Origin of the sequence: Acinetobacter sp. AOR18_HL (genome assembly GCF_027855145.1) — a bacterium.
GTDB lineage: Bacteria > Pseudomonadota > Gammaproteobacteria > Pseudomonadales > Moraxellaceae > Acinetobacter > Acinetobacter pittii.
The window spans coordinates 87,670-113,578 of record NZ_JAKTIG010000012.1; the positions used below are offsets into that span (position 1 = coordinate 87,670).

The 25,909-nt window shown below is 40.9% G+C and carries 36 protein-coding genes and 2 pseudogenes; 30 read left to right on the top strand and 8 right to left on the bottom strand.

Going from position 1 to position 25,909, the window contains the following annotated elements; genetic code table 11:
* The first annotated feature begins 12 nt into the window (after positions 1-12).
* Positions 13-828 (top strand): NAD-dependent epimerase/dehydratase family protein, encoded by an 816-nt coding sequence (locus tag MKL51_RS03490; RefSeq protein ID WP_017481674.1) that lies wholly within the window; start codon positions 13-15, stop codon positions 826-828.
* A 79-nt stretch (positions 829-907) separates the two neighbouring features.
* On the top strand, positions 908-1,891 hold the full coding sequence (locus MKL51_RS03495; RefSeq protein WP_025468463.1) for a putative solute-binding protein: 984 nt from the start codon (positions 908-910) through the stop codon (positions 1,889-1,891).
* A gap of 46 nt (positions 1,892-1,937) precedes the next feature.
* Here MKL51_RS03495 and plsB read toward each other — a convergent pair whose 3' ends face one another.
* Positions 1,938-4,511 carry a glycerol-3-phosphate 1-O-acyltransferase PlsB gene (gene plsB / locus MKL51_RS03500; protein WP_005067259.1) on the bottom strand — a complete coding sequence of 858 codons (2,574 nt, stop codon included), beginning with the start codon at positions 4,509-4,511 and terminating at the stop codon, positions 1,938-1,940.
* A gap of 275 nt (positions 4,512-4,786) precedes the next feature.
* On the opposite strand from plsB, the gene MKL51_RS03505 reads away from it, so the two are divergent.
* Positions 4,787-5,659 (top strand): acyl-CoA thioesterase, encoded by an 873-nt coding sequence (locus MKL51_RS03505; protein WP_017481671.1) that lies wholly within the window; start codon positions 4,787-4,789, stop codon positions 5,657-5,659.
* Positions 5,660-5,769: 110 nt separating this feature from the next.
* Positions 5,770-7,035 (top strand): dicarboxylate/amino acid:cation symporter, encoded by a 1,266-nt coding sequence (locus MKL51_RS03510; RefSeq protein WP_031945061.1) that lies wholly within the window; start codon positions 5,770-5,772, stop codon positions 7,033-7,035.
* A 45-nt stretch (positions 7,036-7,080) separates the two neighbouring features.
* Here the strand turns inward: MKL51_RS03510 and MKL51_RS03515 are convergent, their stop codons facing one another.
* From MKL51_RS03515 to MKL51_RS03545, 7 genes and pseudogenes are all read right to left on the bottom strand, one after another.
* A complete protein-coding gene (locus MKL51_RS03515; protein WP_075384066.1) occupies positions 7,081-8,031 on the bottom strand; it encodes a metal-dependent hydrolase in 951 nt (316 codons plus the stop codon).
* 124 nt (positions 8,032-8,155) lie between these two features.
* Complete coding sequence (yihA, locus tag MKL51_RS03520; RefSeq protein ID WP_002116788.1) at positions 8,156-8,932, bottom strand: ribosome biogenesis GTP-binding protein YihA/YsxC; 777 nt, start codon at positions 8,930-8,932, stop codon at positions 8,156-8,158.
* Between the two features lie 100 nt (positions 8,933-9,032).
* Positions 9,033-9,470, bottom strand: coding sequence for an RrF2 family transcriptional regulator (locus MKL51_RS03525; RefSeq protein WP_002116968.1), 438 nt, complete (start codon positions 9,468-9,470; stop codon positions 9,033-9,035).
* Between the two features lie 87 nt (positions 9,471-9,557).
* A complete protein-coding gene (locus MKL51_RS03530; protein ID WP_014207751.1) occupies positions 9,558-10,322 on the bottom strand; it encodes a globin domain-containing protein in 765 nt (254 codons plus the stop codon).
* Between the two features lie 2 nt (positions 10,323-10,324).
* Positions 10,325-10,477, bottom strand: a pseudogene (locus MKL51_RS03535) (hypothetical protein).
* A complete protein-coding gene (locus tag MKL51_RS03540; RefSeq protein ID WP_005804609.1) occupies positions 10,467-12,014 on the bottom strand; it encodes a helicase HerA-like domain-containing protein in 1,548 nt (515 codons plus the stop codon). The pseudogene MKL51_RS03535 and the gene MKL51_RS03540 overlap by 11 nt, the downstream one beginning before the upstream one ends.
* A 42-nt stretch (positions 12,015-12,056) precedes the next feature.
* Positions 12,057-13,247 carry a PLP-dependent transferase gene (locus MKL51_RS03545; RefSeq protein ID WP_017481669.1) on the bottom strand — a complete coding sequence of 397 codons (1,191 nt, stop codon included), beginning with the start codon at positions 13,245-13,247 and terminating at the stop codon, positions 12,057-12,059.
* Positions 13,248-13,415: 168 nt separating this feature from the next.
* Here MKL51_RS03545 and MKL51_RS03550 point away from each other — a divergent pair, with 168 nt between their 5' ends.
* The 26 genes and pseudogenes from MKL51_RS03550 to rpsK all read left to right on the top strand — a co-directional run bounded on the left by MKL51_RS03550 (position 13,416) and on the right by rpsK (position 25,897).
* Positions 13,416-14,144: a type 1 glutamine amidotransferase gene (locus MKL51_RS03550; protein WP_002116949.1), complete on the top strand. Its 729-nt coding sequence runs from the start codon at positions 13,416-13,418 to the stop codon at positions 14,142-14,144.
* A 253-nt stretch (positions 14,145-14,397) separates the two neighbouring features.
* On the top strand, positions 14,398-14,709 hold the full coding sequence (gene rpsJ, locus MKL51_RS03555; RefSeq protein ID WP_000070912.1) for a 30S ribosomal protein S10: 312 nt from the start codon (positions 14,398-14,400) through the stop codon (positions 14,707-14,709).
* A gap of 58 nt (positions 14,710-14,767) precedes the next feature.
* Complete coding sequence (gene rplC / locus MKL51_RS03560; RefSeq protein ID WP_014207747.1) at positions 14,768-15,406, top strand: 50S ribosomal protein L3; 639 nt, start codon at positions 14,768-14,770, stop codon at positions 15,404-15,406.
* Positions 15,407-15,417: 11 nt separating this feature from the next.
* On the top strand, positions 15,418-16,020 hold the full coding sequence (rplD, locus tag MKL51_RS03565; protein ID WP_002049755.1) for a 50S ribosomal protein L4: 603 nt from the start codon (positions 15,418-15,420) through the stop codon (positions 16,018-16,020).
* Positions 16,017-16,337, top strand: coding sequence for a 50S ribosomal protein L23 (gene rplW, locus MKL51_RS03570; protein WP_002049693.1), 321 nt, complete (start codon positions 16,017-16,019; stop codon positions 16,335-16,337). Before rplD ends, rplW begins: the two co-directional genes overlap by 4 nt.
* An 11-nt stretch (positions 16,338-16,348) precedes the next feature.
* A complete protein-coding gene (gene rplB / locus MKL51_RS03575; RefSeq protein ID WP_002049686.1) occupies positions 16,349-17,173 on the top strand; it encodes a 50S ribosomal protein L2 in 825 nt (274 codons plus the stop codon).
* A gap of 13 nt (positions 17,174-17,186) precedes the next feature.
* Complete coding sequence (gene rpsS / locus MKL51_RS03580) at positions 17,187-17,462, top strand: 30S ribosomal protein S19 (protein ID WP_001138119.1); 276 nt, start codon at positions 17,187-17,189, stop codon at positions 17,460-17,462.
* Between the two features lie 11 nt (positions 17,463-17,473).
* Positions 17,474-17,803 carry a 50S ribosomal protein L22 gene (rplV, locus tag MKL51_RS03585; RefSeq protein ID WP_001982638.1) on the top strand — a complete coding sequence of 110 codons (330 nt, stop codon included), beginning with the start codon at positions 17,474-17,476 and terminating at the stop codon, positions 17,801-17,803.
* Between the two features lies 1 nt (position 17,804).
* Positions 17,805-18,621, top strand: a pseudogene (rpsC, locus tag MKL51_RS03590) (30S ribosomal protein S3).
* The gene (rplP, locus tag MKL51_RS03595; protein ID WP_002049688.1) at positions 18,561-18,974 is read left to right on the top strand and encodes a 50S ribosomal protein L16; all 414 of its coding nucleotides are present in this window, start codon (positions 18,561-18,563) and stop codon (positions 18,972-18,974) included. The pseudogene rpsC and the gene rplP overlap by 61 nt, the downstream one beginning before the upstream one ends.
* Positions 18,974-19,171, top strand: coding sequence for a 50S ribosomal protein L29 (gene rpmC / locus MKL51_RS03600; RefSeq protein ID WP_000849928.1), 198 nt, complete (start codon positions 18,974-18,976; stop codon positions 19,169-19,171). Before rplP ends, rpmC begins: the two co-directional genes overlap by 1 nt.
* Entirely contained in the window at positions 19,168-19,425 is a 258-nt protein-coding gene (gene rpsQ, locus MKL51_RS03605; protein WP_002116661.1) for a 30S ribosomal protein S17, read from the top strand. Before rpmC ends, rpsQ begins: the two co-directional genes overlap by 4 nt.
* Positions 19,426-19,517: 92 nt before the next feature.
* On the top strand, positions 19,518-19,886 hold the full coding sequence (gene rplN / locus MKL51_RS03610; protein WP_001982634.1) for a 50S ribosomal protein L14: 369 nt from the start codon (positions 19,518-19,520) through the stop codon (positions 19,884-19,886).
* Positions 19,887-19,895: 9 nt separating this feature from the next.
* Complete coding sequence (rplX, locus tag MKL51_RS03615; protein WP_002116820.1) at positions 19,896-20,213, top strand: 50S ribosomal protein L24; 318 nt, start codon at positions 19,896-19,898, stop codon at positions 20,211-20,213.
* 15 nt (positions 20,214-20,228) lie between these two features.
* A complete protein-coding gene (gene rplE / locus MKL51_RS03620; protein ID WP_002116961.1) occupies positions 20,229-20,765 on the top strand; it encodes a 50S ribosomal protein L5 in 537 nt (178 codons plus the stop codon).
* A gap of 9 nt (positions 20,766-20,774) precedes the next feature.
* Positions 20,775-21,080, top strand: coding sequence for a 30S ribosomal protein S14 (gene rpsN / locus MKL51_RS03625; RefSeq protein ID WP_002049689.1), 306 nt, complete (start codon positions 20,775-20,777; stop codon positions 21,078-21,080).
* Between the two features lie 11 nt (positions 21,081-21,091).
* On the top strand, positions 21,092-21,487 hold the full coding sequence (gene rpsH / locus MKL51_RS03630) for a 30S ribosomal protein S8 (RefSeq protein WP_002049732.1): 396 nt from the start codon (positions 21,092-21,094) through the stop codon (positions 21,485-21,487).
* Between the two features lie 13 nt (positions 21,488-21,500).
* Positions 21,501-22,034, top strand: a complete 534-nt coding sequence (rplF, locus tag MKL51_RS03635) for a 50S ribosomal protein L6 (protein ID WP_002116801.1) — start codon at positions 21,501-21,503, stop codon at positions 22,032-22,034.
* A 14-nt stretch (positions 22,035-22,048) separates the two neighbouring features.
* Complete coding sequence (gene rplR / locus MKL51_RS03640) at positions 22,049-22,399, top strand: 50S ribosomal protein L18 (protein ID WP_002049741.1); 351 nt, start codon at positions 22,049-22,051, stop codon at positions 22,397-22,399.
* 2 nt (positions 22,400-22,401) lie between these two features.
* Positions 22,402-22,899: a 30S ribosomal protein S5 gene (gene rpsE / locus MKL51_RS03645; RefSeq protein WP_001141025.1), complete on the top strand. Its 498-nt coding sequence runs from the start codon at positions 22,402-22,404 to the stop codon at positions 22,897-22,899.
* Between the two features lie 6 nt (positions 22,900-22,905).
* A complete protein-coding gene (rpmD, locus tag MKL51_RS03650; protein ID WP_000849088.1) occupies positions 22,906-23,082 on the top strand; it encodes a 50S ribosomal protein L30 in 177 nt (58 codons plus the stop codon).
* A gap of 3 nt (positions 23,083-23,085) precedes the next feature.
* A complete protein-coding gene (gene rplO / locus MKL51_RS03655; RefSeq protein ID WP_002116985.1) occupies positions 23,086-23,526 on the top strand; it encodes a 50S ribosomal protein L15 in 441 nt (146 codons plus the stop codon).
* A 45-nt stretch (positions 23,527-23,571) separates the two neighbouring features.
* Positions 23,572-24,891, top strand: a complete 1,320-nt coding sequence (gene secY, locus MKL51_RS03660; RefSeq protein WP_014207743.1) for a preprotein translocase subunit SecY — start codon at positions 23,572-23,574, stop codon at positions 24,889-24,891.
* Between the two features lie 20 nt (positions 24,892-24,911).
* The gene (gene rpmJ / locus MKL51_RS03665; protein ID WP_000867907.1) at positions 24,912-25,028 is read left to right on the top strand and encodes a 50S ribosomal protein L36; all 117 of its coding nucleotides are present in this window, start codon (positions 24,912-24,914) and stop codon (positions 25,026-25,028) included.
* 106 nt (positions 25,029-25,134) lie between these two features.
* On the top strand, positions 25,135-25,491 hold the full coding sequence (gene rpsM / locus MKL51_RS03670) for a 30S ribosomal protein S13 (RefSeq protein WP_000090815.1): 357 nt from the start codon (positions 25,135-25,137) through the stop codon (positions 25,489-25,491).
* A 19-nt stretch (positions 25,492-25,510) separates the two neighbouring features.
* Complete coding sequence (gene rpsK, locus MKL51_RS03675; RefSeq protein WP_001040166.1) at positions 25,511-25,897, top strand: 30S ribosomal protein S11; 387 nt, start codon at positions 25,511-25,513, stop codon at positions 25,895-25,897.
* The last annotated feature ends 12 nt before the right edge of the window (positions 25,898-25,909 follow it).

The following is a 25,909-nucleotide window of genomic DNA, read 5'->3' on the forward strand; positions in this document are numbered from 1 at the left end:
AACGAGTTTTCTATGCATATATTATTTATCGGTTATGGTAAAACATCTCAGCGTGTTGCTAAACAACTATTTGAGAAAGAACATCAAATTACCACAATCAGCCGTAGTGTAAAAACGGATAGTTACGCAACACATCTGGTTCAAGATATCTTTAAACTTGATTTAAGTAAAATTGAACCTGTGGATGTCGTATATATTTTACTTTCTCCAAACGAGAGTACGGTTGAGGGCTACCAACATACTTATGTAGATAGTATTGAACCGATTCGAGATGCATTAAAAATACATCCAGTAAAAAAAATAATCGTTGCCTCTTCTACGCGGGTGTATGGTGAAAATGCAGGGGAGATCATTGATGATTTTAGTGAAATTCATCCAAATGATGCTCAAGGCCATATATTGCGTAATATGGAGCTACTTTGGCAAAAATATTATCCAACTCAATCTGTAATTGTTCGCCCTACAGGTATTTATGGAACTTCCATTGCCCGTTTAAAAAAAATGGCTGAAAATCATCAAAGTTATCCAAATATACATTATAGCAATCGAATACATATTGATGATTTAGCAAGATTTTTGGCTTTTATGGCTGATTATGAAAGTCATCAAGCAAGCTATATTGTGACTAATAATCAACCATTACCTTTGCATGAAGTTATTGTGTGGTTTCAAGAACAATTGGGTTTACCAGAGTTAACGTTAGAATCAAGTCAAATTTCAGGTAAAAGAATTTATGCAAAACATTTGCCAGCAACGGGTTTTCAATTAGAGCATCCGATTTGCTTTAATGACTATTTATTATGTTTAAATGTTCATAGCACTAAATGAAATTTTGATTAAACTTTAAATAAGAACATAAATACCTGATGAGGCAGTCAAATTGCCGATAAAGATAAAAAGGTTGAAAGTGAAAAAAATTTGTTTAGCTCTTATCTTGAGCGTAACAGCTGTTGCGAGTTGGGCTGAGGATCAGGTGTGGTGTGCCTATGATCCTATCGGGTCCCAAGGGGATATTACTCGCCGTTTAAATGACATTCGGCTTTATGCCCAGCAATATCAAGTCAAATTTAAAGTGGTTACCTATCAAAAAGAACAGCAGGCCATACAAGCTTTTGATGATGGAAAATGTTCAGGTTTAGCTGCATCCAATTTCAATACTTATCGTTATAACCAATTTATGGGAAGTACCGCGGGTATAGGGCTTATTCCTAATAACCGTACGGCCAAAAGCTTTTTGCAGCTTTTAAATCATCCTACAATCGAGAAAAGGTTAGTTTCTAAGAATTATGAAGCTATAGGAATGATTCCGATTGGAACTGCTTACATGGTTCTAAAAAATAAGAACCTCTCTAGAGTCGCTCAATTAAGAAATCAGCGTATTGGGGTGCTACCCAACAATCCACCACAACAAGCACTGGTACGAAGTGTAGGTGCTCAGCCAGTTTATGTCGATTTATCTAACGCGATTGCGCAGTTTAAGCAAAATAAAATCGATATTATTGCTGCCCCAGTGTATGGGTTATTACCGTATAACTTACAAAAAGAATTTGGACCAGATACTCAAGTCATTAATTTTCCTTTGGCATATTTCGGTGTCAACTTAATTATTAAGCCGCAAGCTTATCCTGCTAATTTTGGCCGGAAAATTAGAGGATGGTTTGTTCAAAATAGCCAATTGCTGACGAATCGTGCGACACAATGGGAAAATCATTTACCTGCTTATTATTGGGTAGATGTCTCTTTTTATGAGAAGCAAAGTTATGACGTAATGGTTGCCAAAATACGTAATCAGTACGTTCTTTCAGGTTATTACGATGCTTATTTCGTTCAGCTTATGAAGCGCTTACGTTGTATGGACGATCCACGTTATTTTGAATGTCCAATTCGCTAATAAAATAAAAGGCAACCGAAGTTGCCTTTTATTTTGACTGAAGACTTTAAGCTTTTTTGCGTTTTAAACGGCGTTTAGCTTGTTGAGATGCCATTGCTTCAAGAGCATCTTTCAATTCTTCGTCAGTAAAGGTGGTGATGTGCTGCAACATTTGCAAGGTTACTTCATCAAGCACCAACTGTGCGCCAGCAGCCATTTGACGGAAGTTGTCATCAAACTCAATTTGGCCTTGGTCATTGGTACGAATGTAATTTTGCTGAGTAAGTACTTTTAAGAAGCTTTGGAATAAAGCTTTATCGAAGAACTCTGGCGAATTAAATTCATAGAGAACTGATAAACGTTGTCCTAATAAATGACTTAATTCTTCAACTTGTTTAGCAGAGATATTACCTGAACCACGTTGAGTAATGAGCGCAAGTGTCATGTAGTAGCGCTCAAGACTTTGCTTAACTGGCGTTGCTAAAACAACAAGCTGATTATGCTCTTCTGTATTTGGCGCAGAGCTAATCAAGTTACCTTCATCATCTTGTTGAATAAGGTTAGATTGAACTAGAGCATCTGCATATTGCTCAACTTGTGCCTTAAGCTCGCTGCTCTTCCATTTAAGGAATAACTCAGCTTTCAAGAATGGATAGAGCGTATAGATGACATTGGTTAAATCTGAACGACTGATTTTTCCATTATGTTCAACAAGTGATGCCACTAATGAAGGTAAAACAAAGGCGTGCAAGATGTTATTACGGAAGTAAGTCAGAAGAACAGCTTGGTTATCTTCAATCGCAATAATATCGCCCAGTGCATGCTGAACGCGTTTAATGAGTTTAAGCTTTAAACCATACGCAATAATTTCTTTACCAGAAAGTGGCGTTACTTCCATACGTTGGTCATATGGGAAGTTCGATGCCAAGTTACGATAAGCTTCAAGTTGTTTAATACAGATTTCTTCATCAAGCGTATGCTTTGGAGTTGCAAGCAAAATAATAGAAAGTAAAGAAACAGGGTTTATCACCACAGCTCGGTTAATATTTTCTAAAATTGCATGTGCAGAGCTATTTACTGCATCTGAAACAGCTTGAGGAATTGGGTCGTCATTTTTCTCGATGTAAACATTTTCAGCATTATGTTGCTTAAGCAGATCATCAAGGAAAACAGGTTCTCCAAAGTTCACGTGGACTTTACCAAAGATACGTTCAATTTTTCGTAAGGTTTTCACAATACCAAAAATAGATTCGGCTTCTTTTGGCTTACCTTGCATTTCGCCTACGTAAGTTGAGCCTTCCATAAGTCGTTCATAACCAATATAAGTTGGTAAGAAAACGATAGGTTTAGCACGGCCACGTAAATGGCTGTGAACTGTCATGGCAAGCATACCGGTTTTAGGCGGTAATAAACGTCCAGTACGTGAACGTCCACCTTCAATAAAGTATTCAAGAGGCGTGTTGCGTGACAAAATACTATATAGATATTCTTTAAATACAGTAGTGTAGAGTCCATTTCCACGGAAAGAGCGGCGAATGAAGAATGCACCGCCACCACGTAGAAGCTGTCCAACAAAAGGTAAGTTTAAGTTATCGCCCGCAGCAATATACGGAACCATTAAGCCACGTTTATAGATCACATATGACAATAGTAAATAGTCAATGTGACTGCGATGGCACGGTGTATAGACAACTTCATAATCTTTCGCTAGTTCACGAACCGTACTAAAGTTATGTACTTCTACGCCGTCATAAAGCTGGGTCCATAGGCGTGTTAAGGCAAGATCGGCAAAGCGCACTGCTGAGTGTGAATAATCCGATACGATTTCATTCACATAGCCGATCGCACGGCGTTCAGCTTCAAGCATGCTCACTTTTCCGCGAATACTTTCACGGCGGATTGCTTCTTGCACATCACGAGATTTAACAACCGATTGCATGACATTGCGGCGATCCGACAAATCGGGGCCTAACACGACTTCACGCTGACGGTCTAAATAATCATTTAACGTACTTACAATATAAGTTGCTGGTGAAAGATTTGGATAATGCTGCTGTGCATATTCAACCAATTCACGTAGCGATTGTGGTTCATGAAATTCTAAATAAGACTGACGGCCATGCAAACCAATATTAACCAGCTGCTTAACTGTGCTTGGTGTTGCCCATGTGTCGGAAAATAATAATTTAAACCAAGAATCTTCTTTATCTGGCGAACGGCCCCATAAAACTGTAACCGGAACAAGCTCTATATCAAGTTCAGGGTTTTCTTGTAAAACTTCAATAAGTTTTATTAAACGCGGTGGAAAAGCATGAGGAGGCGGATTCAGTAAATTATTTTCATCATTGTGCTGTAAAAATAAAACTGATGCTTTTTCCTGATGAGTACCCACAATGAGTGGGTCTAACGCAGGTTTTAAATTTAAACGACGCGTTTCTCCATCAACCACTAGAGCATTGCTTCGAGAGTGGTTTTGTAAGACGTAACAAACCACTTTTTGGCGGTCAGTTTTTGCTTCTGTTTCTGTTGTTTCTGATACTGGTTCAGTAGGAACTTCCCCAAGAACATGTGGTGTTACCACGAGGTCAAGTAGTTTACTCGAAAGCCGACGATACATTTGACCAAACCCACTCTTGGACATAAGAACTCCTACTTCTTAAAGACAAATCCCAGCACCAAATGCAGAGGGTAATTATTTTGCGGCATTTATTAAAAAAACAATATGCTACTTTCTTATAAATTATAATGCTTTTGGCATATTTTATCGTTAAAAATCGTATTTTTAGCTGTTATATGAGCAATGTTCGTCAGAAGTTGACTGATTGTTCCATGTTCAAATAGTTTTTTATGGCACAATAGATTCTACACATCTGTACTTTAATACGATTTTTTACCTGAAATATGAAGGTATCTCTCATGAATGCGTTAACCCAAGAACTTGTCGATCTTCTTACTTTAGAAAAGCTAGAAGAAAATATTTACCGTGGCATAAGCCGTAATCTCGTCGGTAAACGTGTCTTTGGTGGGCAGGTTTTGGGTCAGGCTTTACGTGCAGCATCTTATACAACCGATCGTCCAGCGCATTCTTTGCATGCATATTTTTTATATGGCGGCGATATTAATGCCCCAATTATCTATGAAGTAGACCGTTTACGTGATGGGAAGAGTTTCGTAAGCCGTCAGGTTCGTGCAATTCAGCATGGGCGCGTTATCTTTTCGGCGATGGTTTCTTTTGCTAACCCCGAAGAAGGCTTGAACTATCAACATCAAGAACCAGAGTATCCTGCACCAGAGACTCTTAAATCTGAAAATGAGCTCAAAGAAGGTATTTTAAATTTCGTACCTGAAAATGTTCGTGCTAGTTTCATGCGTGAGCGCCATGTAGAAATTCGCCCAATTGATCCGGTAAATCCGTTTCAGCCTCAACCTGAAGCTCCTTATAATGCGCACTATATCTGCACACATGACCGTATTCCAAAACAATTAGATGACATTGCTTTGCATCAAGCAATTGTTGCGTTTTATTCAGACTTTACCTTAATGACAACTGCTTTGAGACCGCATGGGCTTAGCTATATTTCTCCAAGTTTGCAGTGTGCGAGTATTGATCATGCCATCTATTTCCATCGCCCGCTGCGTGCTGATGAATGGATGCTTTACGATATGGAAGCAACCGTTAGCGCAGCTTCTCGCGGCTTGAACTTTGGCCGTATGTGGCAAAATGGCCAACTTGTATGCAGTACCGTGCAAGAGGGTTTAATTCGTTTGCGGGAAATTGAAACGCAATAAGCTTATTTATAAAGCCATCTCATCAGATGGCTTTTTTTATTTTTAATTGAAACGATGTGACAAAAAATTGCTCGTATGAAAAGCAAGCTCATGTCATATTTGCAAAAGGATTGCCAACTGAAAAAAATAATGCTGATATGAACTTAAACACACAAATTCTTATTGCGGCCATTTTAGGCTTAGCCTTTGGTTTTATATTAACGTTGTATCCCGATACTGCGTTTGTAAAACATAGTTTATATGGGTTAGGTATATTAAGTAGTGTCTTTATTGGGCTGCTTAAAATGTTGTTGGTGCCTTTGATTTTTAGCTCGATTGTTGTGGGTGTCTCTAATTTGAAGGCGGGAGGGCAGTTAGGTCCAGTCTGGAAAATTACCTTTTTATGTTGTTTGACCACAACAACACTAGCTTTAATTCTAGGTATAAGTTGTGCTCATCTATTTGAAGTAGGGCGCGGTATAGATATTTCTATTTTCCAAACGTCTATGCAAAACTATCAGGCACCAGATAGTTTAAATCCTGCAAGTTTTTTCACTAATTTTATTCAAAATACATTAATCAACCCATTTAAAGCATTCAGCGATGGTAACGTTTTAGCTGTTGTGGTGTTTGCACTATTTGTTGGTGTTGCTTTAGTCCATGGCGGTGAGCGTTTTAAAAGTATTCGCTTATTAAGTCATCAATTTTTTGAAATGATGATGATGCTAGTCGGCTGGGTAATGAAGCTAGCACCTTTGGGTATTTTTGCTTTATTAGCAAAATTAATGGCAACCGAAGATATTTCAGTATTAAGTCGTTTGGCTGAGTTTGCTGTTGTAGTGACAGGGACTACCATTTTTCATGGTGCTGTTGTTTTACCGTTACTACTTTGGATTTTTGGCCGCATGAGTCCTTGGGCTTTTTTCAAAGGAACACGTACAGCGCTAATTACAGCATTTGCAACCAGCTCTAGTTCTGCCACAATGCCCCTTAGTATGAAATGCGCACAGGAAAACTTAGGTGTTCGTCCGCAAACAGCTGGTTTTGTAATTCCTTTAGGTACACAGCTTAATATGGATGGCACAGCACTATATGAAGCAGCCGCTGCATTGTTTGTCGCAAATTTGGTGGGGCTAGACTTAAACCTGACACAACAAATTATTGTGTGTTTAACAGCAATGATTGCATCACTAGGAGCCCCTGGTATTCCAAGTGCTGGTATGGTTACCATGATTATGGTTTTACAGTCTGTAGGTTTACCGGCTGAAGCAATTGCAATTTTACTTCCGATTGATCGTCTATTGGATACGGTAAGAACAGTGGTAAATGTGCAGGGTGATATGATGATTAGCGTGGTTGTAGATCGTTATACAAAAGATAAAGATATCAGTGTCTAATCTCCTAAATAAAAAAGCAGGATTTTAAATCCTGCTTTTTTATTTTTAAGCCGCTTGTAACTCGGCTCTTTTTGCTGCTGGAGATTGCGATAAATAACTTACCGCATCTTCAGTGCTGCCTTCCTTGACTGGATCATACCAAGGCATGAGGTAATCAATTTGTTGAGCAATAAGCCAGATTGGGTTTGGTAAAACCTGATTATCTTTTCTGCTAATTTTATACCACTCTACAGCAACCCATACTGGGAAAAATCTAGATTTAGCAGCATCAGCAAAACGTGGATCTTGTTTCATAATATGTGCAGCGCCATCTACCCATAATCCAAGCACCAGTACAATCACTGCAAGACTTAAATAGTAGCGTGGAATATATCCACCACCCAAATGGCGGTATAAATCAAAAGCAACGGTACGGTGTTCAATTTCTTCTGAACCATGCCATTTAACCAGATCGACCATTTCAGGGTCAGCGCCTAATTCTTCCCAACGCTCGTTATAGAGTGCATATTTCCCTAATACACAGGTCATATGCTCAACAGTTGCAATAACGCCTAAACGGAAAAGATCCCATTGCCCTTGTAGAAATTGAGGGACTTCTTTATCAAATGGTTTATCTGCTAAGGCAGTGGTAAATAGATAATTCATAATGTCCAGATTTCGCTGGATATCAATATTACGTGCGCTTAAATATTCTTTATTGGCAGAAGTATGCGCATTGGCATGCATAGCTTCTTGGCGGATAAATGCTTGCACATCCTGTTTAAGTTTTTCATCTTTAATTTGCGGTAAAACTTTATTGTACAAACGGCAAAACCAAAATTCTCCGGCAGGTAAGATGTTATTAATTTCATTAATAAAATAACTTGCGAAAGGCTGATTTGGAATCCAGTCAACAGGGGTATCTTTCCAGTCAAATTTTACTTTACGTGGAAGAATTTTATAGTCAATAGAAGAACCTAAAGCCTTGTTCTTCAAAAAAGATAACAATTTCATCATTTAGTCCTGATTTTTAACTCGATGAAGTTATAACGAGTATAAAAAAAGCCCCTACATTTGTGTTTAGCAATAGGGGCCAATTTGAAAATAAATTTAATAAAGAAATTGTATCTGTTTTGACGATTTACTCTTCAGTATCCTCATCTGATGCTTCAGGGATCGCGTCAACGTCAAATTCCGGCTCTTGATCAAGCGTAAAATGCAGGCGTCCAGCCATAACACTTGCTAGCTCTTCTAAACCTAATTTATTAAGTGATGAGAAAAGTTGAATCGAGAAATCAAGCTTCATTTTTTTCAGTTGTTGCTTAACTTCTAATAGCACTTTGTTTGCAGGGCCACGATTAAGTTTGTCTGCTTTCGTTAAGAGAATATGAACAAAGAGATGACGTGAATAAGCCCACTCTAGCATCATCATGTCGAAATGCTGTAGAGGATGGCGAATATCCATTAGTAATACTAAGCCTTGTAAGCTTTTACGATGGATTAAATAGTTCTCTAATTCTTTTTGCCATACTCGTTTCATATCTTCAGGTACGGCTGCATAGCCATAGCCAGGAAGATCGACTAAACGTTGATCGGGGTTGCCTAGACTAAAGAAGTTAATCATTTGAGTACGGCCAGGTTTTTTAGAGGCACGTGCTAGCTGTTTTTTATTGGTTAATGCATTGATAGCACTAGACTTACCGGCATTTGAGCGTCCTGCAAAAGCGATCTCGTAGCCACTATCTTCAACACAAAGTGCCAATTTAGGTGCACTCATTAGAAACTCAGCTTGGCGTAACCAGTTGAGTGATTGCACAGCATATGCCGTGATCGCTGGATCTGGTTTCTTTTCATAGCTGATCTTTTGCTTGGGTGCGAGTCTGGCTTTGGTGTCTTTCGATTTTTCACTACGACGCATAAAAAATAACTTTTTAAATGAGAGGGCTCGCGCCTAGTATAAAGGAGCTTGGGTATTCTTGCTAATTTTCAATAAGTCGACTTATCAAAATCAGTAGAGCTTAGATTTGTAAAAATGCAATAGGGGAGTTGGCAGGAGCAGATTTTGATTGCTGCAAAACTTCTCCGAGTGTGTATTGGTCTAGACTTTGATAAAAACTCTCTAAAGCCTGATCTAAAATACCTTTTAAACCACAGTGACTGCGTAATACACAAGGTGGTGTATTACATTCAACGATTTGATTGTCGCCCTGTAATATTCGAACGATTGAGCCTAAATTTGAGTTAAGTGCATCTGGATTTAAGCGAATTCCCCCGCCTTTTCCACGAATGGTAATGATCCATTCTTGCTTGCCCATGAAGTGAACAACTTTAACTAGATGGTTTTGTGAAACATGCAAATCTTTCGCGATTTCTGCAATCGTGTAGGGTGCATCACTTGGGCGTGCAACATACATTAAGAGTCGTAATGCATAATCGGTAAATTTATTAAGCTGCATGATCACCAAAAATGGAAGAGATAAAAAGGATGATCATCTTAGCCTGAAAGTCTAAATAAGAAAACTTTCAGGCAAGGGGTTTTTACATTACAGCGTTAAAGGGGCTGAAACCTGTACTTGATCACCGACTCTATAATGCTCAAGTAGAATATTAGCAACTGAAAACTCAGTATGATTTTCTTCAGGCTGCACTTCAAAGTGATACGAGTTATCTTCTTGAGCTTCAGTAAATTTAAAAGCTTTCGGTTGTTCAAGCTGTTGTTCGGGAACTTGTACTTTAACTGAAATAAAGGCATTTGCTGGGCTAGTCAGTACGTCTTCATGGTCAGTTGCTTTTAAAGTGAAGCGTTTGCCAGATTCCAAAGGATCAATTTGAGTAATTTCAAATGAACGCCAGCCAGCCCATCCACCTTTTAAGCTTTCAAGTTGTTCATATTTTTGTTTTTCAACACCAATCAAGATATCAGCCAACTGTAAGTATGCTTGTTTCCACGCTTCAATAAGCTCTGATTCGAATGGCACGTTAAGTACTTCACTAATTGAATGAAGCAAGTTGTCCCCAACAATTGCATATTGGTCTGGTTGAATATCTAAGCTCACGTGTTTAGTGGTGATGCGTTCTACCGCTTTAGCTAGAACAGTAGGGTTCTCAATATTTTCTGCATAAGCAAGCACAGCAGCTGCAAGAGCACGTGGCTGACGTAAGCTGGTTTGGTCATCTAAATTAAAAACATTTTTTAACTCGGGATTGTTATTAAGCATGCGCTTATAAAAGTATGTAGTCAGCGTAACGCCGTGTTCACGTAAAACCGGTACAGTAGATTTAACAAGTTCAATTTGTTGTGGAGTCATGGCTAGACCTTATTTATCTGGCTATATAAGATGTATTTAAAATACATCTTTAAGAAATTAATGGCAATAACTTTTTCCTAAAAAACCATAAAAAAATTAGGGGATATGAAATCCCCTAAAATTAACGCAATTTTTTTAATATTTTTATTTACCAAATAAAGAGCCGAGCAAGCCTCTTACGAGTTTTTGTCCCGTACTTCCTCCTAAGCTGCGTGCAGCACTCTTGGCAAAAGTTCCAACAATGTCTTGTGTGAGTTTAGCTCGTTCACGGGCTGCTCTTTCTTCCTCTTTTAATTGCTCACGTGCCAAACGTTCCTGCTCTTTAGCTTGCTGTTTTGCTAAAGTTTCTTGTTCTTTAGCTTGTTGTTTTGCAAGTTCGGCGTCTTGCTGCTGTTGTTCGCGTTCAGCAACTTTATTCTGTAGCATTTCATAGGCACTATCACGATCTACAGCTTGTTCATAAACCCCAGCAATAATACTTTGCGAGATTAAAGTCTGACGTTCTTCTGGAGTGATCGGTGTAAATGCAGAGTACGGAGGCATAACCCAACCACGTTCTACAATCTGTGGCGTACCTTGTTCATCTAGACAGCTAATGAGTGCCTCACCAACACCAAGTTGGGTAATAGCTTCATCAACTTTAAACTCTGGATTAGCACGGAAAGTGTCTGCTGCGGTTTTTACAGCTTTTTGATCTTTAGGGGTGAATGCACGTAATGCATGTTGAACGCGATTACCAAGTTGACCAAGAACGCTTTCGGGTAAATCGAGTGGGTTTTGAGTAATAAAGTAGATACCCACCCCTTTGGAGCGGATTAAACGTACAACTTGTTCAATCTTGTCTTGGAGTGCTTGACTGGCATTATCAAATAATAAGTGAGCTTCATCAAAGAAAAACACGAGTTTAGGTTTATCCATGTCACCGACTTCTGGTAGCTGTTCAAATAGCTCTGAAAGCATCCATAAGAGGAAAGTGGCATATAACTTAGGTGTATTCATGAGCTTGTCGGCAGCAAGAATATTGATATAGCCGTGTCCGTTTGCATCAGTTTGGATAAAATCCAGAATATTTAAAGCTGGTTCCCCAAAGAACTGTTCTCCACCTTGGTCGGCAAGTGCTAATAAATTGCGCTGAATAGCGCCTAGGCTTGCTGGAGATAAATTGCCATATTCAGCTTTAAATTCAGCTGCATGTTCACTCACAAAAGTAATCATGGCTTTTAAATCTTTAAAATCGACTAATAGTAGACCTTGGTCATCTGCAATACGGAATACAGCAGATAAAACACCTTCTTGGGTATCATTTAAGTTTAGTATGCGAGCCAATAAAATTGGCCCAATTTCAGAAATAGTGGTTCGGATAGGATGGCCTTGCTGACCAAATAAATCCCAAAAAACAACTGGGTTTGCTGCAAATGGAACACTATCAATTTGTAAAAGTTTTAAGCGTTCATTAAATTTATCCGAAGCTTCACCAGCTTTTGCAAGACTCGAAACATCGCCTTTAGCATCGGCAAGAAATACCGGCACACCGATTCGAGAGAAACTCTCTGCTAGAACTTTTAACGTAACTGTTTTACCTGTACCTGTCGCGCCTGCAATAAGTCCATGACGGTTAGCAAACTGGGGAAGTAAAACAATTTCTTTTGATGTGTCCTTAATATTTTTAGCAATAACAATCGGTGTACCCATATATTTTTATCCTATGGTTTGAGTCACTATAATCTTGTCGTTTTACAGTTGTTTCAGTGCATTTTCGATATCTTGTATCAAATCTTGCGGATCTTCTAGTCCTATACAGAATCGAACCAATAATCCTTGTTGTAAATGTGTATTCTCAAGTTTTCTCATCATTTTTAAATCATAAAGCATAATCAGGCTAACGGGTCCACCCCAGCTAAAGCCGAGCTTAAATAACTCTAATGCATCGCAGAAACGACGTACTGCTGTAATGTCATATTCAGGTTTAAAAATAACACTCACTAAGCCAGCACTTTGACCGTCTATGCAGATTTCTTGCCAATATTGATGGCCTGGTGAGGATTCATCACTTGGGTGTAGAACTTGTGCAAATTGAGGCTGGTTCTTTAGCCATTTAAGTAGAGTGTGAGCATTGGCTGACTGTTGTTCATAGCGTAAAGACATATGAGCAAGGCTGCGTTGAACTTGAGCTGCATCATCTCCAGAGATTGCGATGCCCAAAATAGCATGCGTACGGAATAAGCGGTGATGAAGTTTCTCATCACGAGTTACAATGCTACCCATTAAAATGTCACCACCACCACTTGGATATTTGGTTAGTGCGTGAACGGTTAAATCAACAGATAGGTGTTCATCAGAAAAATTGAAAGCATTAAACGCAAGCCCCGCTCCCCAGGTGTTATCTAGAGCAGTCAATACACCATTTTTTTTAGCTTTTTTGACTAGATTTTTAAGATCAGGGAATTCTAAAGTAACTGAACCTGCAGCTTCTAACCATAATAGTTTACTTCTTTCGGTGGGTTGAAAACTTGCAGCGTCAATGGGGTTATATACTTTAACAATAATGCCATATTGACTTTGTAGATAAGTTAAATGCTCTAGATTTGGACCGTAAATATTGTCTGGAACCCATACTTCGTCATTAGTGCTTAAAAATGCTGAGTTCACAATATTAATTGCGGATAGGCCACTCGGTGCAAGTAAACAATGCAAGCCACCTTCAATTTGCGCAATATTGTCGCCTAAGGTGAATGTGGTAGGGGTGCCATGTGTTCCATAGCTATAGTCATACTTATCAGTCCAATGACGATCAAAAAGGTGCAAAGTTGATTTGAAAATAATAGTTGATGCGCGAAATAAGGGAGGTTGCACTGTTTCAATGAATTGCGGAGCCTTTCTTGGGGCATGAATGAGACGAGTCTGGAAATCGTTATGCTTTTTCATAGTGCGTTATGTTTTAAATGATAAAGTTAGATTAAGAGAAATTTAAATTCTTCGCCAGATTTATAAAGTTTTGTAAGACGTTTCGTTACAGTAGACCTATAAAACAAAAACTTGGCTTTATTTTTGCAAAGACCACTACAACATTCTAACAACAATAGGTTTAAGCGCATGAAGTCGCATTTAAGAGTTCATTATTTTCAACATATCGCGGGTGAGGGGTTTGGGAGTTGTTATTCATTTTTAAAAGCTCACCACGCGACTATTAGTTCTACGGAGTTTTTTGCACTTCCGGTTGATCGGTCACTTGAAATAGAAGCTTTACCACAAATTGATGAGGTTGACTTATTATTAGTCATGGGTGGCACCATGAGTGTAAATGATGAGGCGAATTATCCATGGCTTAAGATAGAGAAAAGATGGTTGCGTCGTTATTTAGCAGCAGGAAAGCCTGCTATAGGTCTCTGTTTGGGTGGGCAGCTAATTGCTAATGCACTAGGCGCCGCAGTCAGTCGAAACCGCTATCAGGAACTTGGCTGGTCGACAGTTCAAAGGGTAGCAAATTTACCTCAAGACAGCTTTCCATTGCCTGAAAAGATAAAGGTGATGCAGTGGCATAGCGAAACATTTGAAATACCCAAAGGTGCTATACACTTAGCCGAGAATATAGCTTGTCGTAATCAGATGTATCAAATTGGAAAAAATGTGCTTGGTTTTCAATTTCATCCAGAAATGACACCAGCAACGTTAGAACTCTTGCTTGAAAATGAAGAAGAGCTATCTATTTTTAATGGGGAATATGTTCAGCCTGTGAGTGAACTGCAATATTCAGAAGCACAAAAATTTGAACAAGGTAATCAACTCTTAAATAAAGCGATTGAATTTGTCATAAATGCCTAGAGTTAGTTGAGAATACTAGGTTAAAGTGCGTTTTGAACAAAAAATAGAAAAAGAGAATTGCATAAGACTTAAACAATCGTTATAATGGGCGACCCTCAAAAGGAGGGGCATTTACTGCGAAGAAAGTAGTAAATGTGCATTACAGTCGTGGCATCGATCATGACCTTAGTGATTTTCACTGCCTTTGACACTTACCAATGGGTGAGATGCGTCAAGGGTGATTCTTTATATGTTTGGCTTGGAGTTTACTGGTATGTCTAACCAGAGAATTCGTATCCGTTTGAAGTCTTTTGATCATCGTCTGATTGATCAATCTGCTCAAGAGATCGTAGAAACCGCTAAGCGTACTGGCGCACAAGTTTGTGGTCCAATTCCGATGCCTACTCGCATCGAACGCTTCAACGTTCTTACTTCACCGCACGTTAACAAAGATGCGCGTGACCAGTACGAAATCCGCACCTATAAACGTTTGATCGACATCGTTCAACCTACAGATAAAACTGTTGATGCATTGATGAAATTAGATCTTGCGGCTGGTGTTGATGTTCAGATCGCTTTGGGTTAAGGCTTTCGGTTGATTAACTTCTAAGTTAATTAGGCCGCTTTTTTAGAGGTTTATGCACATGGCTATTGGTTTAGTCGGTCGCAAATGTGGTATGACTCGCATCTTTACAGATGCAGGTGTTTCTGTACCTGTTACAGTCATCGAAGTCGATCCAAACCGCATTACGCAAATCAAAACACTTGAAACTGATGGTTATCAAGCTGTTCAGGTAACTACTGGTGAACGTCGCGAATCTCGCGTAACTAACGCTCAGAAAGGTCACTTCGCGAAAGCTGGTGTTGCTGCTGGTCGTTTAGTTAAAGAGTTCCGTGTTACTGAAGCTGAGCTTGAAGGCCGTGAAGTTGGCGGTACTATTGGCGTTGATTTGTTCGCAGTTGGTCAAATTGTTGACGTAACTGGTCAATCAAAAGGTAAGGGTTTCCAAGGTGGTGTTAAACGTTGGAACTTCCGTACTCAAGACGCTACTCACGGTAACTCAGTTTCTCACCGTGTATTAGGTTCTACAGGTCAAAACCAGACTCCTGGTCGCGTGTTCAAAGGCAAGAAAATGGCTGGTCACTTAGGTGATGAACGCGTAACAGTACAAGGTCTTGAAATCGTATCTATTGACGCTGAACGTTCTGTTTTAGTTGTTAAAGGTGCAATTCCTGGTGCAACTGGCGGTGACGTGATTGTACGTCCTACCATCAAGGCCTGAGGGGAAATACCGTGAATTTGAAAACTGTTTCCGGCTCTGCTGTTGAATTGTCTGAAGTTGCTTTCGGACGTGAATTTAACGAAGCTCTTGTACACCAAGTTGTTACTGCTTACTTAGCAGGTGGTCGTCAAGGTACTCGTGCTCAGAAATCACGTGCAGACGTTTCTGGCGGTGGTAAAAAGCCATTCCGTCAAAAAGGTACTGGTCGTGCTCGTGCGGGTTCTATTCGTAGCCCTATCTGGGTTGGCGGTGGTAAAACTTTTGCTGCTCGTCCACAAGATTGGTCTCAAAAAGTAAACCGTAAGATGTACCGCGGTGCAATGCAATGTATCTTAGCTGAACTTGTTCGCCAAGATCGTCTTGTATTAGTTGAAGAGTTTGCAGTTGCAGCTCCAAAAACTAAAGAATTGCTTGCAAAGCTTAACGACTTAAATGCTGCTCGTGCATTAATCGTTACTGACGCTGTAGATGAGAACTTATATCTTGCAGCACGCAACCTTCCGCATGTAGATGTGGTAGATGCAACTGCAATCGATCCTGTAAGCTTGATCGCGTTTGATAAAGTTGTGATGTCTGTAGCTGCTGCTAAGAAAATTGAGGTAGAACTCGGATGAACAACGAACGTATCTATCAAGTCCTAAAAGGACCAGTCTTCTCAGAAAAGGCACAAGTATTAGGTGATACTGTTGGTGTTCAAGTATTTAAAGTAGACATCAATGCTACTAAACTTGAAATCAAAAAAGCAGTTGAAAAACTTTTTGGTGTAGAAGTTGTTAAAGTTAACACAACTATTACTAAAGGTAAGACTAAGCGCTTTGGTCGTACATTGGGACGCCGTTCTGATGTTAAAAAAGCATACGTCACCCTGAAAGCTGGCCAAGATGTTGAAATGGCTGACTTGGGCGATACCGCTGAAAGCGCAGCGGAATAAGGACGAAAATTATGCCGATTCAAAAATGTAAGCCAACGTCTCCAGGACGTCGCTTTGTAGAGAAAGTGGTTCATGACCATCTTCACAAAGGCGCTCCTTACGCACCGTTGGTTGAAGCTAAAAAACGTACTGGTGGTCGTAATAACAACGGTCACATTACTACTCGTCACGTTGGTGGTGGTCATAAACAACACTACCGTATCGTTGACTTCAAACGTAACAAAGACAGCATCCCAGCTGTTGTAGAGCGTATTGAATACGATCCAAACCGTACAGCACATATTGCTTTGTTGAAATATGCTGATGGTGAGCGTCGTTATATCATCGCACCTAAAGGCTTACGTGCTGGCGATAAAGTACAATCTGGTAACGATGCTCCAATTCGTCCAGGTAACTGCTTGCCACTTCGTAATATGCCGATCGGTTCTACACTTCATAACGTTGAACTTAAAATTGGTAAGGGTGCGCAATTAGCGCGTTCTGCTGGTGCTTCTGTTCAGTTGTTGGGTCGTGATGGTTCTTACGCAATTATTCGTCTTCGTTCAGGCGAAATGCGTAAAGTACATGTTGAATGCCGCGCTGTAATTGGTGAAGTTTCTAACCAAGAAAACAACCTTCGTTCATTGGGTAAAGCTGGTGCTTCGCGCTGGCGTGGTGTTCGTCCTACCGTACGTGGTATGGCGATGAACCCGATTGATCACCCGCACGGTGGTGGTGAAGGGCGTAATAAAGGTATTCAACCTGTAAGCCCATGGGGTCAAAAAGCTAAAGGGTACAAGACACGTACCAATAAGCGTACGACTAAGATGATTATTCGCGACCGTCGCGTCAAGTAAAGGAATCTGACTAATGCCTCGTTCTCTGAAAAAAGGCCCATTCGTCGATGCGCACTTGTTCGCTAAGGTTGAAGCGGCTGTTGCTAGTAACTCTCGCAAGCCGATTAAAACTTGGTCTCGTCGTTCGATGATCCTTCCAGATTTTGTTGGTTTAACAATTTCTGTTCATAATGGTCGTAACCACGTTCCAGTAATTGTTACTGAGCATATGGTTGGTCATAAACTCGGTGAATTCGCGCCAACTCGTACCTATCGTGGTCACGGTGTTGACAAGAAATCTAAACGTTAATAGGTGTCATGATGGAAGTAACTGCTAAATTACGCGGTGCCGCTATCTCGGCACAGAAAGCACGTTTGGTTGCAGATCTTATTCGCGGCAAATCTGTTGCGCATGCTTTAAATATCTTAAACTTCAGCAATAAAAAAGCTGCTGTTTTAGTAAAAAAAGCATTGGAATCTGCGATTGCAAACGCTGAACACAATAACAGTTTAGATGTTGACGATCTTAAAGTATCTACGATTTACGTTGACGAAGGCATGAGCCTTAAACGTATTATGCCACGTGCTAAAGGCCGTGCAGATCGTATTACTAAGCGTACTTGTCACATCACCGTTAAGGTAGGGGTTTGATATGGGTCAGAAGGTTCATCCAATCGGTATCCGCCTAGGTGTTGTGAAACGTCATAACGCTAACTGGTATGCGAATCCGAAACAATACGCTGAATACTTGCTTAAAGATCTTCAAGTTCGTGAGTTTTTAACTAAAAAACTTAAGAATGCGATGGTAAGCAACATTCTTATCGAACGTCCGTCAGGCGCTGCTAAAGTAACTATTAGCACAGCTCGTCCTGGTATCGTAATCGGTAAAAAAGGCGAAGATATTGAGAAATTACAGCGCGAACTTACCAGCATTATGGGTGTTCCAGCGCAAGTAAGTATCAACGAAATTGATCGCCCAGACTTAGATGCGCGTTTAGTTGCTGAAGCAATCGCTTCTCAATTAGAAAAGCGTGTAATGTTCCGTCGTGCTATGAAGCGTGCGGTTCAAAACACTATGCGTGCTGGTGCTAAAGGTATCAAAGTTGAAGTGTCTGGCCGTTTAGGTGGTGCAGAGATTGCTCGTACAGAATGGTATCGTGAAGGTCGTGTACCTTTACATACGCTACGTGCAGACATTGACTATGCAACTATGCGTGCAGAAACAACTTACGGTACGATTGGTGTTAAAGTTTGGATTTTCCGTGGCGAGATTTTAGGTGGCATGAAACAAGTCATGAACCCTGCTCCTGCTGAAGATCGTCCAGCTAAACGTGGTCGTGGTCGTGGTGAAGGTCAAGAGCGTCGTGGTCGTCGCGGTGACCGTGCTGCTGACAAGGGAGAATAATCCATGTTGCAACCTAAACGTACCAAATTCCGTAAGGTGCACAAAGGCCGTAATACTGGTCTAGCGCATCGTGGTAGTACAGTATCATTTGGTTCGATTGCAATCAAAGCAACTGAACGTGGTCGTATGACTGCTCGTCAGATTGAAGCTGCACGTCGTACTATTAGCCGCCGTATTAAGCGTGGTGGTAAAATCTTTATTCGCGTATTCCCGGATAAACCAATTACTCAAAAGCCTCTTGAAGTGCGTATGGGTAAAGGTAAGGGTAGCGTGGAGTACTGGGTTTGCCAGATCCAACCAGGTAAGATCCTGTACGAAATTGAAGGTGTGAACGAAGAATTAGCGCGTGAAGCATTTGCTTTAGCTGCTGCTAAACTTCCGTTTAAAACCACTATCGTGACTCGGACGGTAATGTAATGAAAACTAAAGATCTACGTGAAAAATCGGTAGAAGAGTTGAAAGCTTTGCTTGATGAGCAACAGCTTAATCAATTCCGTCTTCGTATGGCGAAAGCAACTGGTCAGTTGGGTAAATCGCATGAAGTGCAAGTTGCTCGTAAGACAATTGCTCGTATTAAGACACTCCTTACCGAAAAACAGGGGAACGGACAATGAGTGAAAAAACAGTCCGCACGTTAACCGGCAAAGTAGTAAGCGACAAAATGGACAAGTCTATTGTTGTTCTTATCGAACGCCGCGTTCAACACCCGTTGTATGGCAAATCAATTCGCCGTTCAACTAAGTTACACGCTCATGATGAGAACAATGTTGCTAAACTTGGCGATGTTGTGACCATTAAAGAAAGCCGCCCAATTTCTAAAACTAAAGCTTGGACTTTAGTGGAAGTAGTTGAAGCAGCTGCTGAGTAATTCGACGTTCTTGTTGCATCATCGGTCAATTTCGAGTACTCTTTGAGCCTTTCGAAATTGTGACCGGTGATGCTCGGTTTTGGAGTAGGGCAATGATTCAAACCGAAACTATGCTCGACGTAGCAGACAACAGTGGTGCTCGCCGCGTACAATGTATTAAAGTACTTGGTGGTTCACATCGTCGTTATGCTTCTGTTGGCGACATTATTAAAGTTACTGTAAAAGAAGCAATCCCACGCGCACGTGTTAAAAAAGGTGACGTGATGAATGCGGTTGTAGTTCGTACTAAATTCGGCATTCGTCGTCCAGATGGTTCTGTGATCCGTTTTGATGATAATGCTGCAGTTATCCTGAACAACAACAAAGCTCCGATTGCTACTCGTATCTTCGGACCAGTGACTCGTGAACTTCGTACTGAACAGTTCATGAAAATCATTTCATTGGCTCCTGAAGTTCTATAAGAGGCAATCATGGCTAAGATTAAAAAAGGCGATCAAGTTATCGTGATCGCAGGTAAAGAAAAAGGCAAACAGGGTACTGTATTGTCTGTTTCTGAAGACCGCGTTAAGGTTGAAGGCCTTAACTTAGTGAAGAAGCATCAAAAGCCGAATCGTGTAACTGGCGCTGAAGGCGGTATCGTTACTCAAGAAGCTTCGCTTCATATTTCAAACGTGGCAATTTTAAATGCTACAACCCAGAAGGCTGACCGTGTTGGTTACCAAGTGATTGATGGCGTGAAAACTCGCGTTTATAAATCAAATGGTGAATCAGTGGCGGTAGCGAAGTAATAGGTTGAAAAGGCAATGGCCAGACTTAAAGCACGTTACAACGAAGAACTTAAAGCGAAGTTACAAGAAGAACTTAGCATTAAGAACGTGATGGAAATTCCACGCATCACAAAAATTACCCTAAACATGGGTGTAGGCGCAGCTGCAACTGATAAGAAATTATTAGATGGCGCTGTAGTCGACATGCAATTAATTGCTGGTCAAAAACCAGTAATTACACTTGCTCGTAAATCTATCGCTGGTTTCAAAATCCGTGATGGTTGGCCGATTGGTTGTAAAGTTACTTTACGTGGCGACCAAATGTACGAATTCTTGGACCGTTTGATCTCAATCGCAATCCCTCGTATCCGTGACTTCCGTGGTTTCTCTTCGAAATCATTTGATGGTCGTGGTAACTACTCAATGGGTTTGAAAGAGCAAATCGTTTTCCCTGAAATCGATTTCGATAAGATTGATCGTATTCGTGGTATGGATATTACTATTACTACGACTGCTCGCACCGATGACGAAGGCCGTGCGCTTATGCGTGCATTCGGCTTCCCGTTCAAATAAGAGGTCGATATGGCTAAGAAAGGTATGATTAATCGCGAATTGAAACGCGAAAAAACAGTTGCTAAATACGCTGCAAAACGTGCTGAATTAAAAGCTACGATTGCAAACGTAAATGCAAGTGAAGAAGAGCGTTTCGAAGCGATGTTAAAGTTACAAGCATTGCCACGTAATGCATCTCCGGTACGTCTTCGTAACCGTTGTGGTTTAACTGGTCGTCCTCATGGTTACTTCCGTAAGTTCGGTTTAAGCCGTAACAAATTACGTGACACAGTAATGCAGGGTGATGTACCAGGCGTTGTTAAGGCAAGCTGGTAAGGAGCGACTAAATGAGTATGCAAGATACCGTTGCCGACATGCTAACACGTGTTCGTAACGCACAAATGGCTAAGAAACAAACTGTTTCTATGCCTTCTTCTAAGTTGAAAGTTGCAATTGCAAACGTACTTCAACAAGAAGGTTATATTTCAAATGTAGAAGTTGCTCAAGAAGAGACAAAATCTACTTTGACAATTACTTTAAAATATTTCGAAGGCAAACCAGTTATCGAAATGGTTAAACGCGTAAGCCGTCCAGGTCTTCGCCAATACCGTGGTAAAGATAAACTTCCAAGCGTTAAGCAAGGTTTAGGTATTGCAATTGTTTCTACAAGCAAAGGCATCATGACTGATCGCGCTGCACGTGCTGCGGGCGTTGGTGGTGAAGTTATTGCTTTTGTTTCTTAATAGGTGATTCCTCATGTCTCGTGTGGCTAAAGCCCCAGTAACTGTACCTAATGGTGTAGCAGTTACTCAGAACGGCCGGCAGGTCGAAGTGAAAGGCAGCAAAGGTACATTGTCTTTCAACCTGCATGCGCTGGTCGAGCTAAAACAGGAAGAAGGTAAACTTCAACTTGCTCCAGTTAAAGAATCGAAAGATGCTTGGATGCAAGCTGGTACTGCTCGCGCTGTATTGAATAACCTTGTGAAAGGGGTTAGTGAAGGCTTCGAACGTAAGTTGCAGCTAGTTGGTGTTGGTTATAAAGCTGCGGTTAAAGGTACTGTTGTAAACCTTAACCTTGGTTTTTCACACCCAATTGACTACGCTTTACCTGAAGGTGTAACAGCGGAAACTCCAACTGCTACTGAAATCATTTTGAAATCAGCAAACAAGCAGTTGTTAGGTCAAGTAGCGGCAGAAATCCGTGCATATCGTTCTCCTGAACCATATAAAGGTAAAGGTGTTCGTTATTCGGATGAAGTCATTCTTCGTAAAGAAGCTAAGAAGAAATAAGGCGCGAGGTTCTTATGAACGAAAAGAAACAATCCCGTTTGCGTCGTGCGAAAAGCACACGCTTGCACATTCGTGCATTGGGTGCGACTCGTTTGTGTGTAAACCGCACTCCGCGTCACATCTATGCTCAAGTTATTTCAGCAGATGGTGGCAAAGTTTTAGCGCAAGCTTCAACTTTGGATGCATCTTTACGTAGCGGTACTACAGGTAATGTAGACGCGGCTACTAAAGTAGGCGCTTTAATCGCAGAGCGTGCGAAAGCAGCTGGTGTAACTAAAGTTGCATTTGACCGTTCTGGTTTTAAATATCATGGTCGTATCAAAGCCTTGGCTGATGCTGCTCGTGAAAACGGCTTGGAGTTCTAATCATGGCTAAAGTTGAACAAAACGAAGGTCTTGTTGAAAAGCTGGTTGCCGTTGATCGTGTAGCCAAAGTTGTTAAGGGTGGTCGTATCTTCTCTTTCACAGCATTAACTGTTGTGGGTGATGGTAATGGTCGTGTTGGTTTTGGTCGTGGTAAAGCTCGTGAAGTTCCAGCTGCTATTTCTAAAGCACTTGAAGCTGCACGTCGCAACATGATTACTGTAGACCTTGCAGGTACTACTTTACAACACCCTGTGAATGCTCGTCATGGTGCAAGCCGTGTATATATGCAACCTGCTTCTGAAGGTACTGGCGTAATCGCTGGTGGCGCAATGCGTGCCGTTCTAGAAGCTGCAGGTGTACATAACGTACTTGCTAAATGTTATGGTTCTACTAATGCTGCAAACGTAGTAAACGCAACTTTTAAAGGTTTGCGTGATATGACTTCTCCTGAGAAAGTCGCTGCGAAACGTGGTAAATCAGTAGAAGAAATTCAAGGGTAATCAATCATGAAAACGATTAAAGTTACCCAGACTAAATCTTCTTCACATCGCTTGAAAAATCACAAGCTTTGCTTACAAGGTTTAGGTCTGCGTCGTATTGGTCATACTGTAGAAGTGCAAGATACGCCTTCTAACCGCGGTATGATCAACAAAGTCTACTATATGGTTAGTGTAGAGGAATAAGCCATGACTCTGCGTTTAAATGAACTTGCGCCTGCAGAAGGTGCAAAACGTGAACACCGTCGTTTAGGCCGTGGTATCGGTTCTGGCGTTGGTAAGACTGGTGGCCGTGGTGTCAAAGGTCAAAAATCACGTAAAAGTGGTGGCGTTCGTCCAGGCTTTGAAGGCGGTCAAACTGCGATTTATCGTCGTTTACCTAAATTCGGTTTCACTAGCCAAATCGCTTTAAAAACTGCTGAAGTACGTTTATCTGAGTTAAGCAAAGTTGAAGGCGACATCGTTAGCCTAGAAACTTTGAAAGCTGCGAATGTTGTTCGTCGTGACCAAATTCGTGCTCGTATCGTACTTTCTGGTGAAATCACTCGTGCATTCACTGTTCAAGGTGTTGCATTGACTAAAGGCGCTAAAGCTGCGATTGAAGCAGCTGGCGGTAAAGTCGAGGAGTAATCTCGAGTGTCTATGTCTCCTAGTTCTTCAGGTCATGTCAACATGATGAAAGGTCAGCCATTTCATGTGAAATACCGTGAAATTATTCGCCGGATGAGTTTTCTAATCGGTGCATTGCTGGTCTTTCGACTAGGAGCGCATATTCCAGTACCAGGCATTAATAATGCTGCGTTAGAAAATTTATTTCATGCGAACCAAGGAACTATTCTTGGGCTATTCAATATGTTTTCTGGCGGTGCTTTAGAGCGAATGTCTATTCTTGCTTTAGGGATTATGCCGTACATTTCTGCGTCAATTATTGTGCAGTTAATGTCTACTGTAATTCCATCACTTGAAGCCTTGAAAAAGGAAGGTGAGCAAGGTAAGCGTAAAATTAATCAGTATACGCGTCAGGGCACATTGTTGCTTGCAGTGGTTCAAGCAGTTGGTATGTGTGCAGGTTTGATTGGACAGGGTATTACTCTGTCAGTTGGTCTTGCATTTTATATCCCAGCAGTAACTTCCCTTGTCGCTGGAACTATGTTCTTAATGTGGCTAGGTGAGCAAATCACTGAAAGAGGTATTGGTAACGGTATCTCAATGATTATTTTTGCAGGTATTGTTGCTGGTTTGCCTAAACTAATTATGCAATCAGTTTCTTCTGTAGATAATGGTCAGACAAGTTTAATTGGTCTTGTAATCTTTGGTCTTTTGTCTTTAGGTGTATTGGCAGCTATTGTGTTTATTGAGAAAGCACAACGTCGCATTCCAGTAAACTATGCGCAAAAGCAACAAGGACGTCGTATATTTACAGCACAGCAGACGCATTTGCCATTAAAAATCAATATGGCTGGTGTTATTCCTGCGATTTTTGCAAGTTCTTTACTCTTGTTCCCAGCAAGTCTTGGTCAATGGGTGGGAAGTGCAGATCCAAATGCTGGTTTTATTAAAAGCAGCTTACAAGATTTAGCTTTAGTATTGTCGCCTGGACAGCCTTTGTATTTGGTGCTCTTTGGTGCGTTAATTATCTTTTTCTGTTACTTTTATACGGCTTTAGTATTTAGCCCTAAGGAAGTATCAGAAAATCTAAAACGCAGCGGAGCTTATGTGCCTGGTATTCGCCCAGGTGAGCAAACTGCTCGTTACTTAGATCATATTCTTAATCGTTTGACGTTTATTGGTGCGATTTATATTACGGTCATTTGTTTAATGCCAATGATTCTACAAAGCTCTTTTGGGATTCCATTCTATTTGGGTGGTACCTCATTATTGATCGTAGTTGTCGTGGTTATGGACTTTATGGCTCAGCTACAAGCGCATTTAACATCTCATCAATATGACAATCAAACATTAATGAGAAAAACGACTGCTCATCCTAAGGGATAAGCGCACTTAGAGGTTTCATCATGAAAGTACAAGCTTCTGTAAAGAAAATTTGTGGTAGCTGTAAAGTTATCCGTCGTAATGGGGTTATTCGCGTAATTTGTAGCGCAGAACCTCGTCATAAGCAGCGTCAAGGTTAATCTAATCAAGACCTGTTGATTTCAGTAGGCGAATTGGGTTAATATCCGCCCCTCAAGATTTTTGTGGGGCGGTTGATTATCTCTACTGCCTTTTTGGAGAAAGTGAATGGCTCGTATTGCCGGTGTAAACATTCCGGATAACAAGCATGCTGTTATCTCCCTCACTTACATCTTTGGTATCGGTCGCCACACTGCTAAGAATATCTTAGCTGCAGTTGGTATTACTGAAACTACTAAGATCCGTGAGTTGGACGATGCTCAGCTTGATGCGATTCGTGCAGAAGTTGCTAAGGTTCCTACCGAAGGTGACTTACGTCGCGAAATTTCCATGAACATTAAACGTTTAATGGATTTGGGTTGCTACCGCGGCCTTCGCCATCGTCGCAGCTTGCCTGTCCGTGGTCAACGCACCAAAACTAACGCACGTACCCGTAAAGGTCCGCGCAAACCGATTAAAAAGTAAGATTTCTGGAAGCTAAAAGATGGCTAAAGATACTCGCACACGCAAGAAGGTCACTCGTACCGTCTCTGAAGGTGTTGCACACATTCACGCGTCTTTTAATAACACCATTGTTACGATTACTGATCGTCAAGGTAATGCATTGGCTTGGGCCACCTCTGGTGGACAAGGCTTCCGTGGTTCACGTAAATCAACTCCGTTTGCTGCTCAGGTAGCTGCTGAAGTTGCTGGTAAAGCAGCTTTAGATTACGGTTTGAAAAATCTGGACGTCCTTGTAAAAGGTCCTGGTCCAGGTCGTGAGTCTGCGGTTCGTGCATTAGGCGCAGTGGGTTATAAGATTAACAGCATTACCGATGTGACTCCAATTCCTCACAACGGTTGCCGTCCACCTAAAAAACGTCGCGTGTAAGGAGAAACATTC

Excerpts from the sequence above, each read along its gene's own strand:
- rplE (WP_002116961.1), top strand. The coding sequence starts at position 20,229 with ATGGCCAGACTTAAAGCACGTTACAACGAAGAACTTAAAGCGAAGTTA.
- rplN (WP_001982634.1), top strand. The coding sequence starts at position 19,518 with ATGATTCAAACCGAAACTATGCTCGACGTAGCAGACAACAGTGGTGCT.
- rplV (WP_001982638.1), top strand. The coding sequence starts at position 17,474 with ATGGAAGTAACTGCTAAATTACGCGGTGCCGCTATCTCGGCACAGAAA.
- MKL51_RS03540 (WP_005804609.1), bottom strand. The coding sequence starts at position 12,014 with ATGGGTACACCGATTGTTATTGCTAAAAATATTAAGGACACATCAAAA.
- rpsH (WP_002049732.1), top strand. The coding sequence starts at position 21,092 with ATGAGTATGCAAGATACCGTTGCCGACATGCTAACACGTGTTCGTAAC.
- rpmJ (WP_000867907.1), top strand. The coding sequence starts at position 24,912 with ATGAAAGTACAAGCTTCTGTAAAGAAAATTTGTGGTAGCTGTAAAGTT.
- MKL51_RS03530 (WP_014207751.1), bottom strand. The coding sequence starts at position 10,322 with ATGACTCCACAACAAATTGAACTTGTTAAATCTACTGTACCGGTTTTA.
- rplR (WP_002049741.1), top strand. The coding sequence starts at position 22,049 with ATGAACGAAAAGAAACAATCCCGTTTGCGTCGTGCGAAAAGCACACGC.
- rpsN (WP_002049689.1), top strand. The coding sequence starts at position 20,775 with ATGGCTAAGAAAGGTATGATTAATCGCGAATTGAAACGCGAAAAAACA.
- rpsK (WP_001040166.1), top strand. The coding sequence starts at position 25,511 with ATGGCTAAAGATACTCGCACACGCAAGAAGGTCACTCGTACCGTCTCT.
- plsB (WP_005067259.1), bottom strand. The coding sequence starts at position 4,511 with ATGTCCAAGAGTGGGTTTGGTCAAATGTATCGTCGGCTTTCGAGTAAA.
- rpsQ (WP_002116661.1), top strand. The coding sequence starts at position 19,168 with ATGAGTGAAAAAACAGTCCGCACGTTAACCGGCAAAGTAGTAAGCGAC.
- rpsS (WP_001138119.1), top strand. The coding sequence starts at position 17,187 with ATGCCTCGTTCTCTGAAAAAAGGCCCATTCGTCGATGCGCACTTGTTC.
- MKL51_RS03550 (WP_002116949.1), top strand. The coding sequence starts at position 13,416 with ATGAAGTCGCATTTAAGAGTTCATTATTTTCAACATATCGCGGGTGAG.
- rpsM (WP_000090815.1), top strand. The coding sequence starts at position 25,135 with ATGGCTCGTATTGCCGGTGTAAACATTCCGGATAACAAGCATGCTGTT.
- secY (WP_014207743.1), top strand. The coding sequence starts at position 23,572 with ATGAAAGGTCAGCCATTTCATGTGAAATACCGTGAAATTATTCGCCGG.
- rplP (WP_002049688.1), top strand. The coding sequence starts at position 18,561 with ATGTTGCAACCTAAACGTACCAAATTCCGTAAGGTGCACAAAGGCCGT.
- rplB (WP_002049686.1), top strand. The coding sequence starts at position 16,349 with ATGCCGATTCAAAAATGTAAGCCAACGTCTCCAGGACGTCGCTTTGTA.
- MKL51_RS03525 (WP_002116968.1), bottom strand. The coding sequence starts at position 9,470 with ATGCAGCTTAATAAATTTACCGATTATGCATTACGACTCTTAATGTAT.
- rplF (WP_002116801.1), top strand. The coding sequence starts at position 21,501 with ATGTCTCGTGTGGCTAAAGCCCCAGTAACTGTACCTAATGGTGTAGCA.
- MKL51_RS03545 (WP_017481669.1), bottom strand. The coding sequence starts at position 13,247 with ATGAAAAAGCATAACGATTTCCAGACTCGTCTCATTCATGCCCCAAGA.
- rplC (WP_014207747.1), top strand. The coding sequence starts at position 14,768 with ATGGCTATTGGTTTAGTCGGTCGCAAATGTGGTATGACTCGCATCTTT.
- rplX (WP_002116820.1), top strand. The coding sequence starts at position 19,896 with ATGGCTAAGATTAAAAAAGGCGATCAAGTTATCGTGATCGCAGGTAAA.
- rpmC (WP_000849928.1), top strand. The coding sequence starts at position 18,974 with ATGAAAACTAAAGATCTACGTGAAAAATCGGTAGAAGAGTTGAAAGCT.
- rplO (WP_002116985.1), top strand. The coding sequence starts at position 23,086 with ATGACTCTGCGTTTAAATGAACTTGCGCCTGCAGAAGGTGCAAAACGT.
- MKL51_RS03505 (WP_017481671.1), top strand. The coding sequence starts at position 4,787 with ATGAATGCGTTAACCCAAGAACTTGTCGATCTTCTTACTTTAGAAAAG.
- MKL51_RS03490 (WP_017481674.1), top strand. The coding sequence starts at position 13 with ATGCATATATTATTTATCGGTTATGGTAAAACATCTCAGCGTGTTGCT.
- rpsJ (WP_000070912.1), top strand. The coding sequence starts at position 14,398 with ATGTCTAACCAGAGAATTCGTATCCGTTTGAAGTCTTTTGATCATCGT.
- yihA (WP_002116788.1), bottom strand. The coding sequence starts at position 8,932 with ATGCGTCGTAGTGAAAAATCGAAAGACACCAAAGCCAGACTCGCACCC.
- rpmD (WP_000849088.1), top strand. The coding sequence starts at position 22,906 with ATGAAAACGATTAAAGTTACCCAGACTAAATCTTCTTCACATCGCTTG.
- rplW (WP_002049693.1), top strand. The coding sequence starts at position 16,017 with ATGAACAACGAACGTATCTATCAAGTCCTAAAAGGACCAGTCTTCTCA.
- rpsE (WP_001141025.1), top strand. The coding sequence starts at position 22,402 with ATGGCTAAAGTTGAACAAAACGAAGGTCTTGTTGAAAAGCTGGTTGCC.
- MKL51_RS03515 (WP_075384066.1), bottom strand. The coding sequence starts at position 8,031 with ATGATGAAATTGTTATCTTTTTTGAAGAACAAGGCTTTAGGTTCTTCT.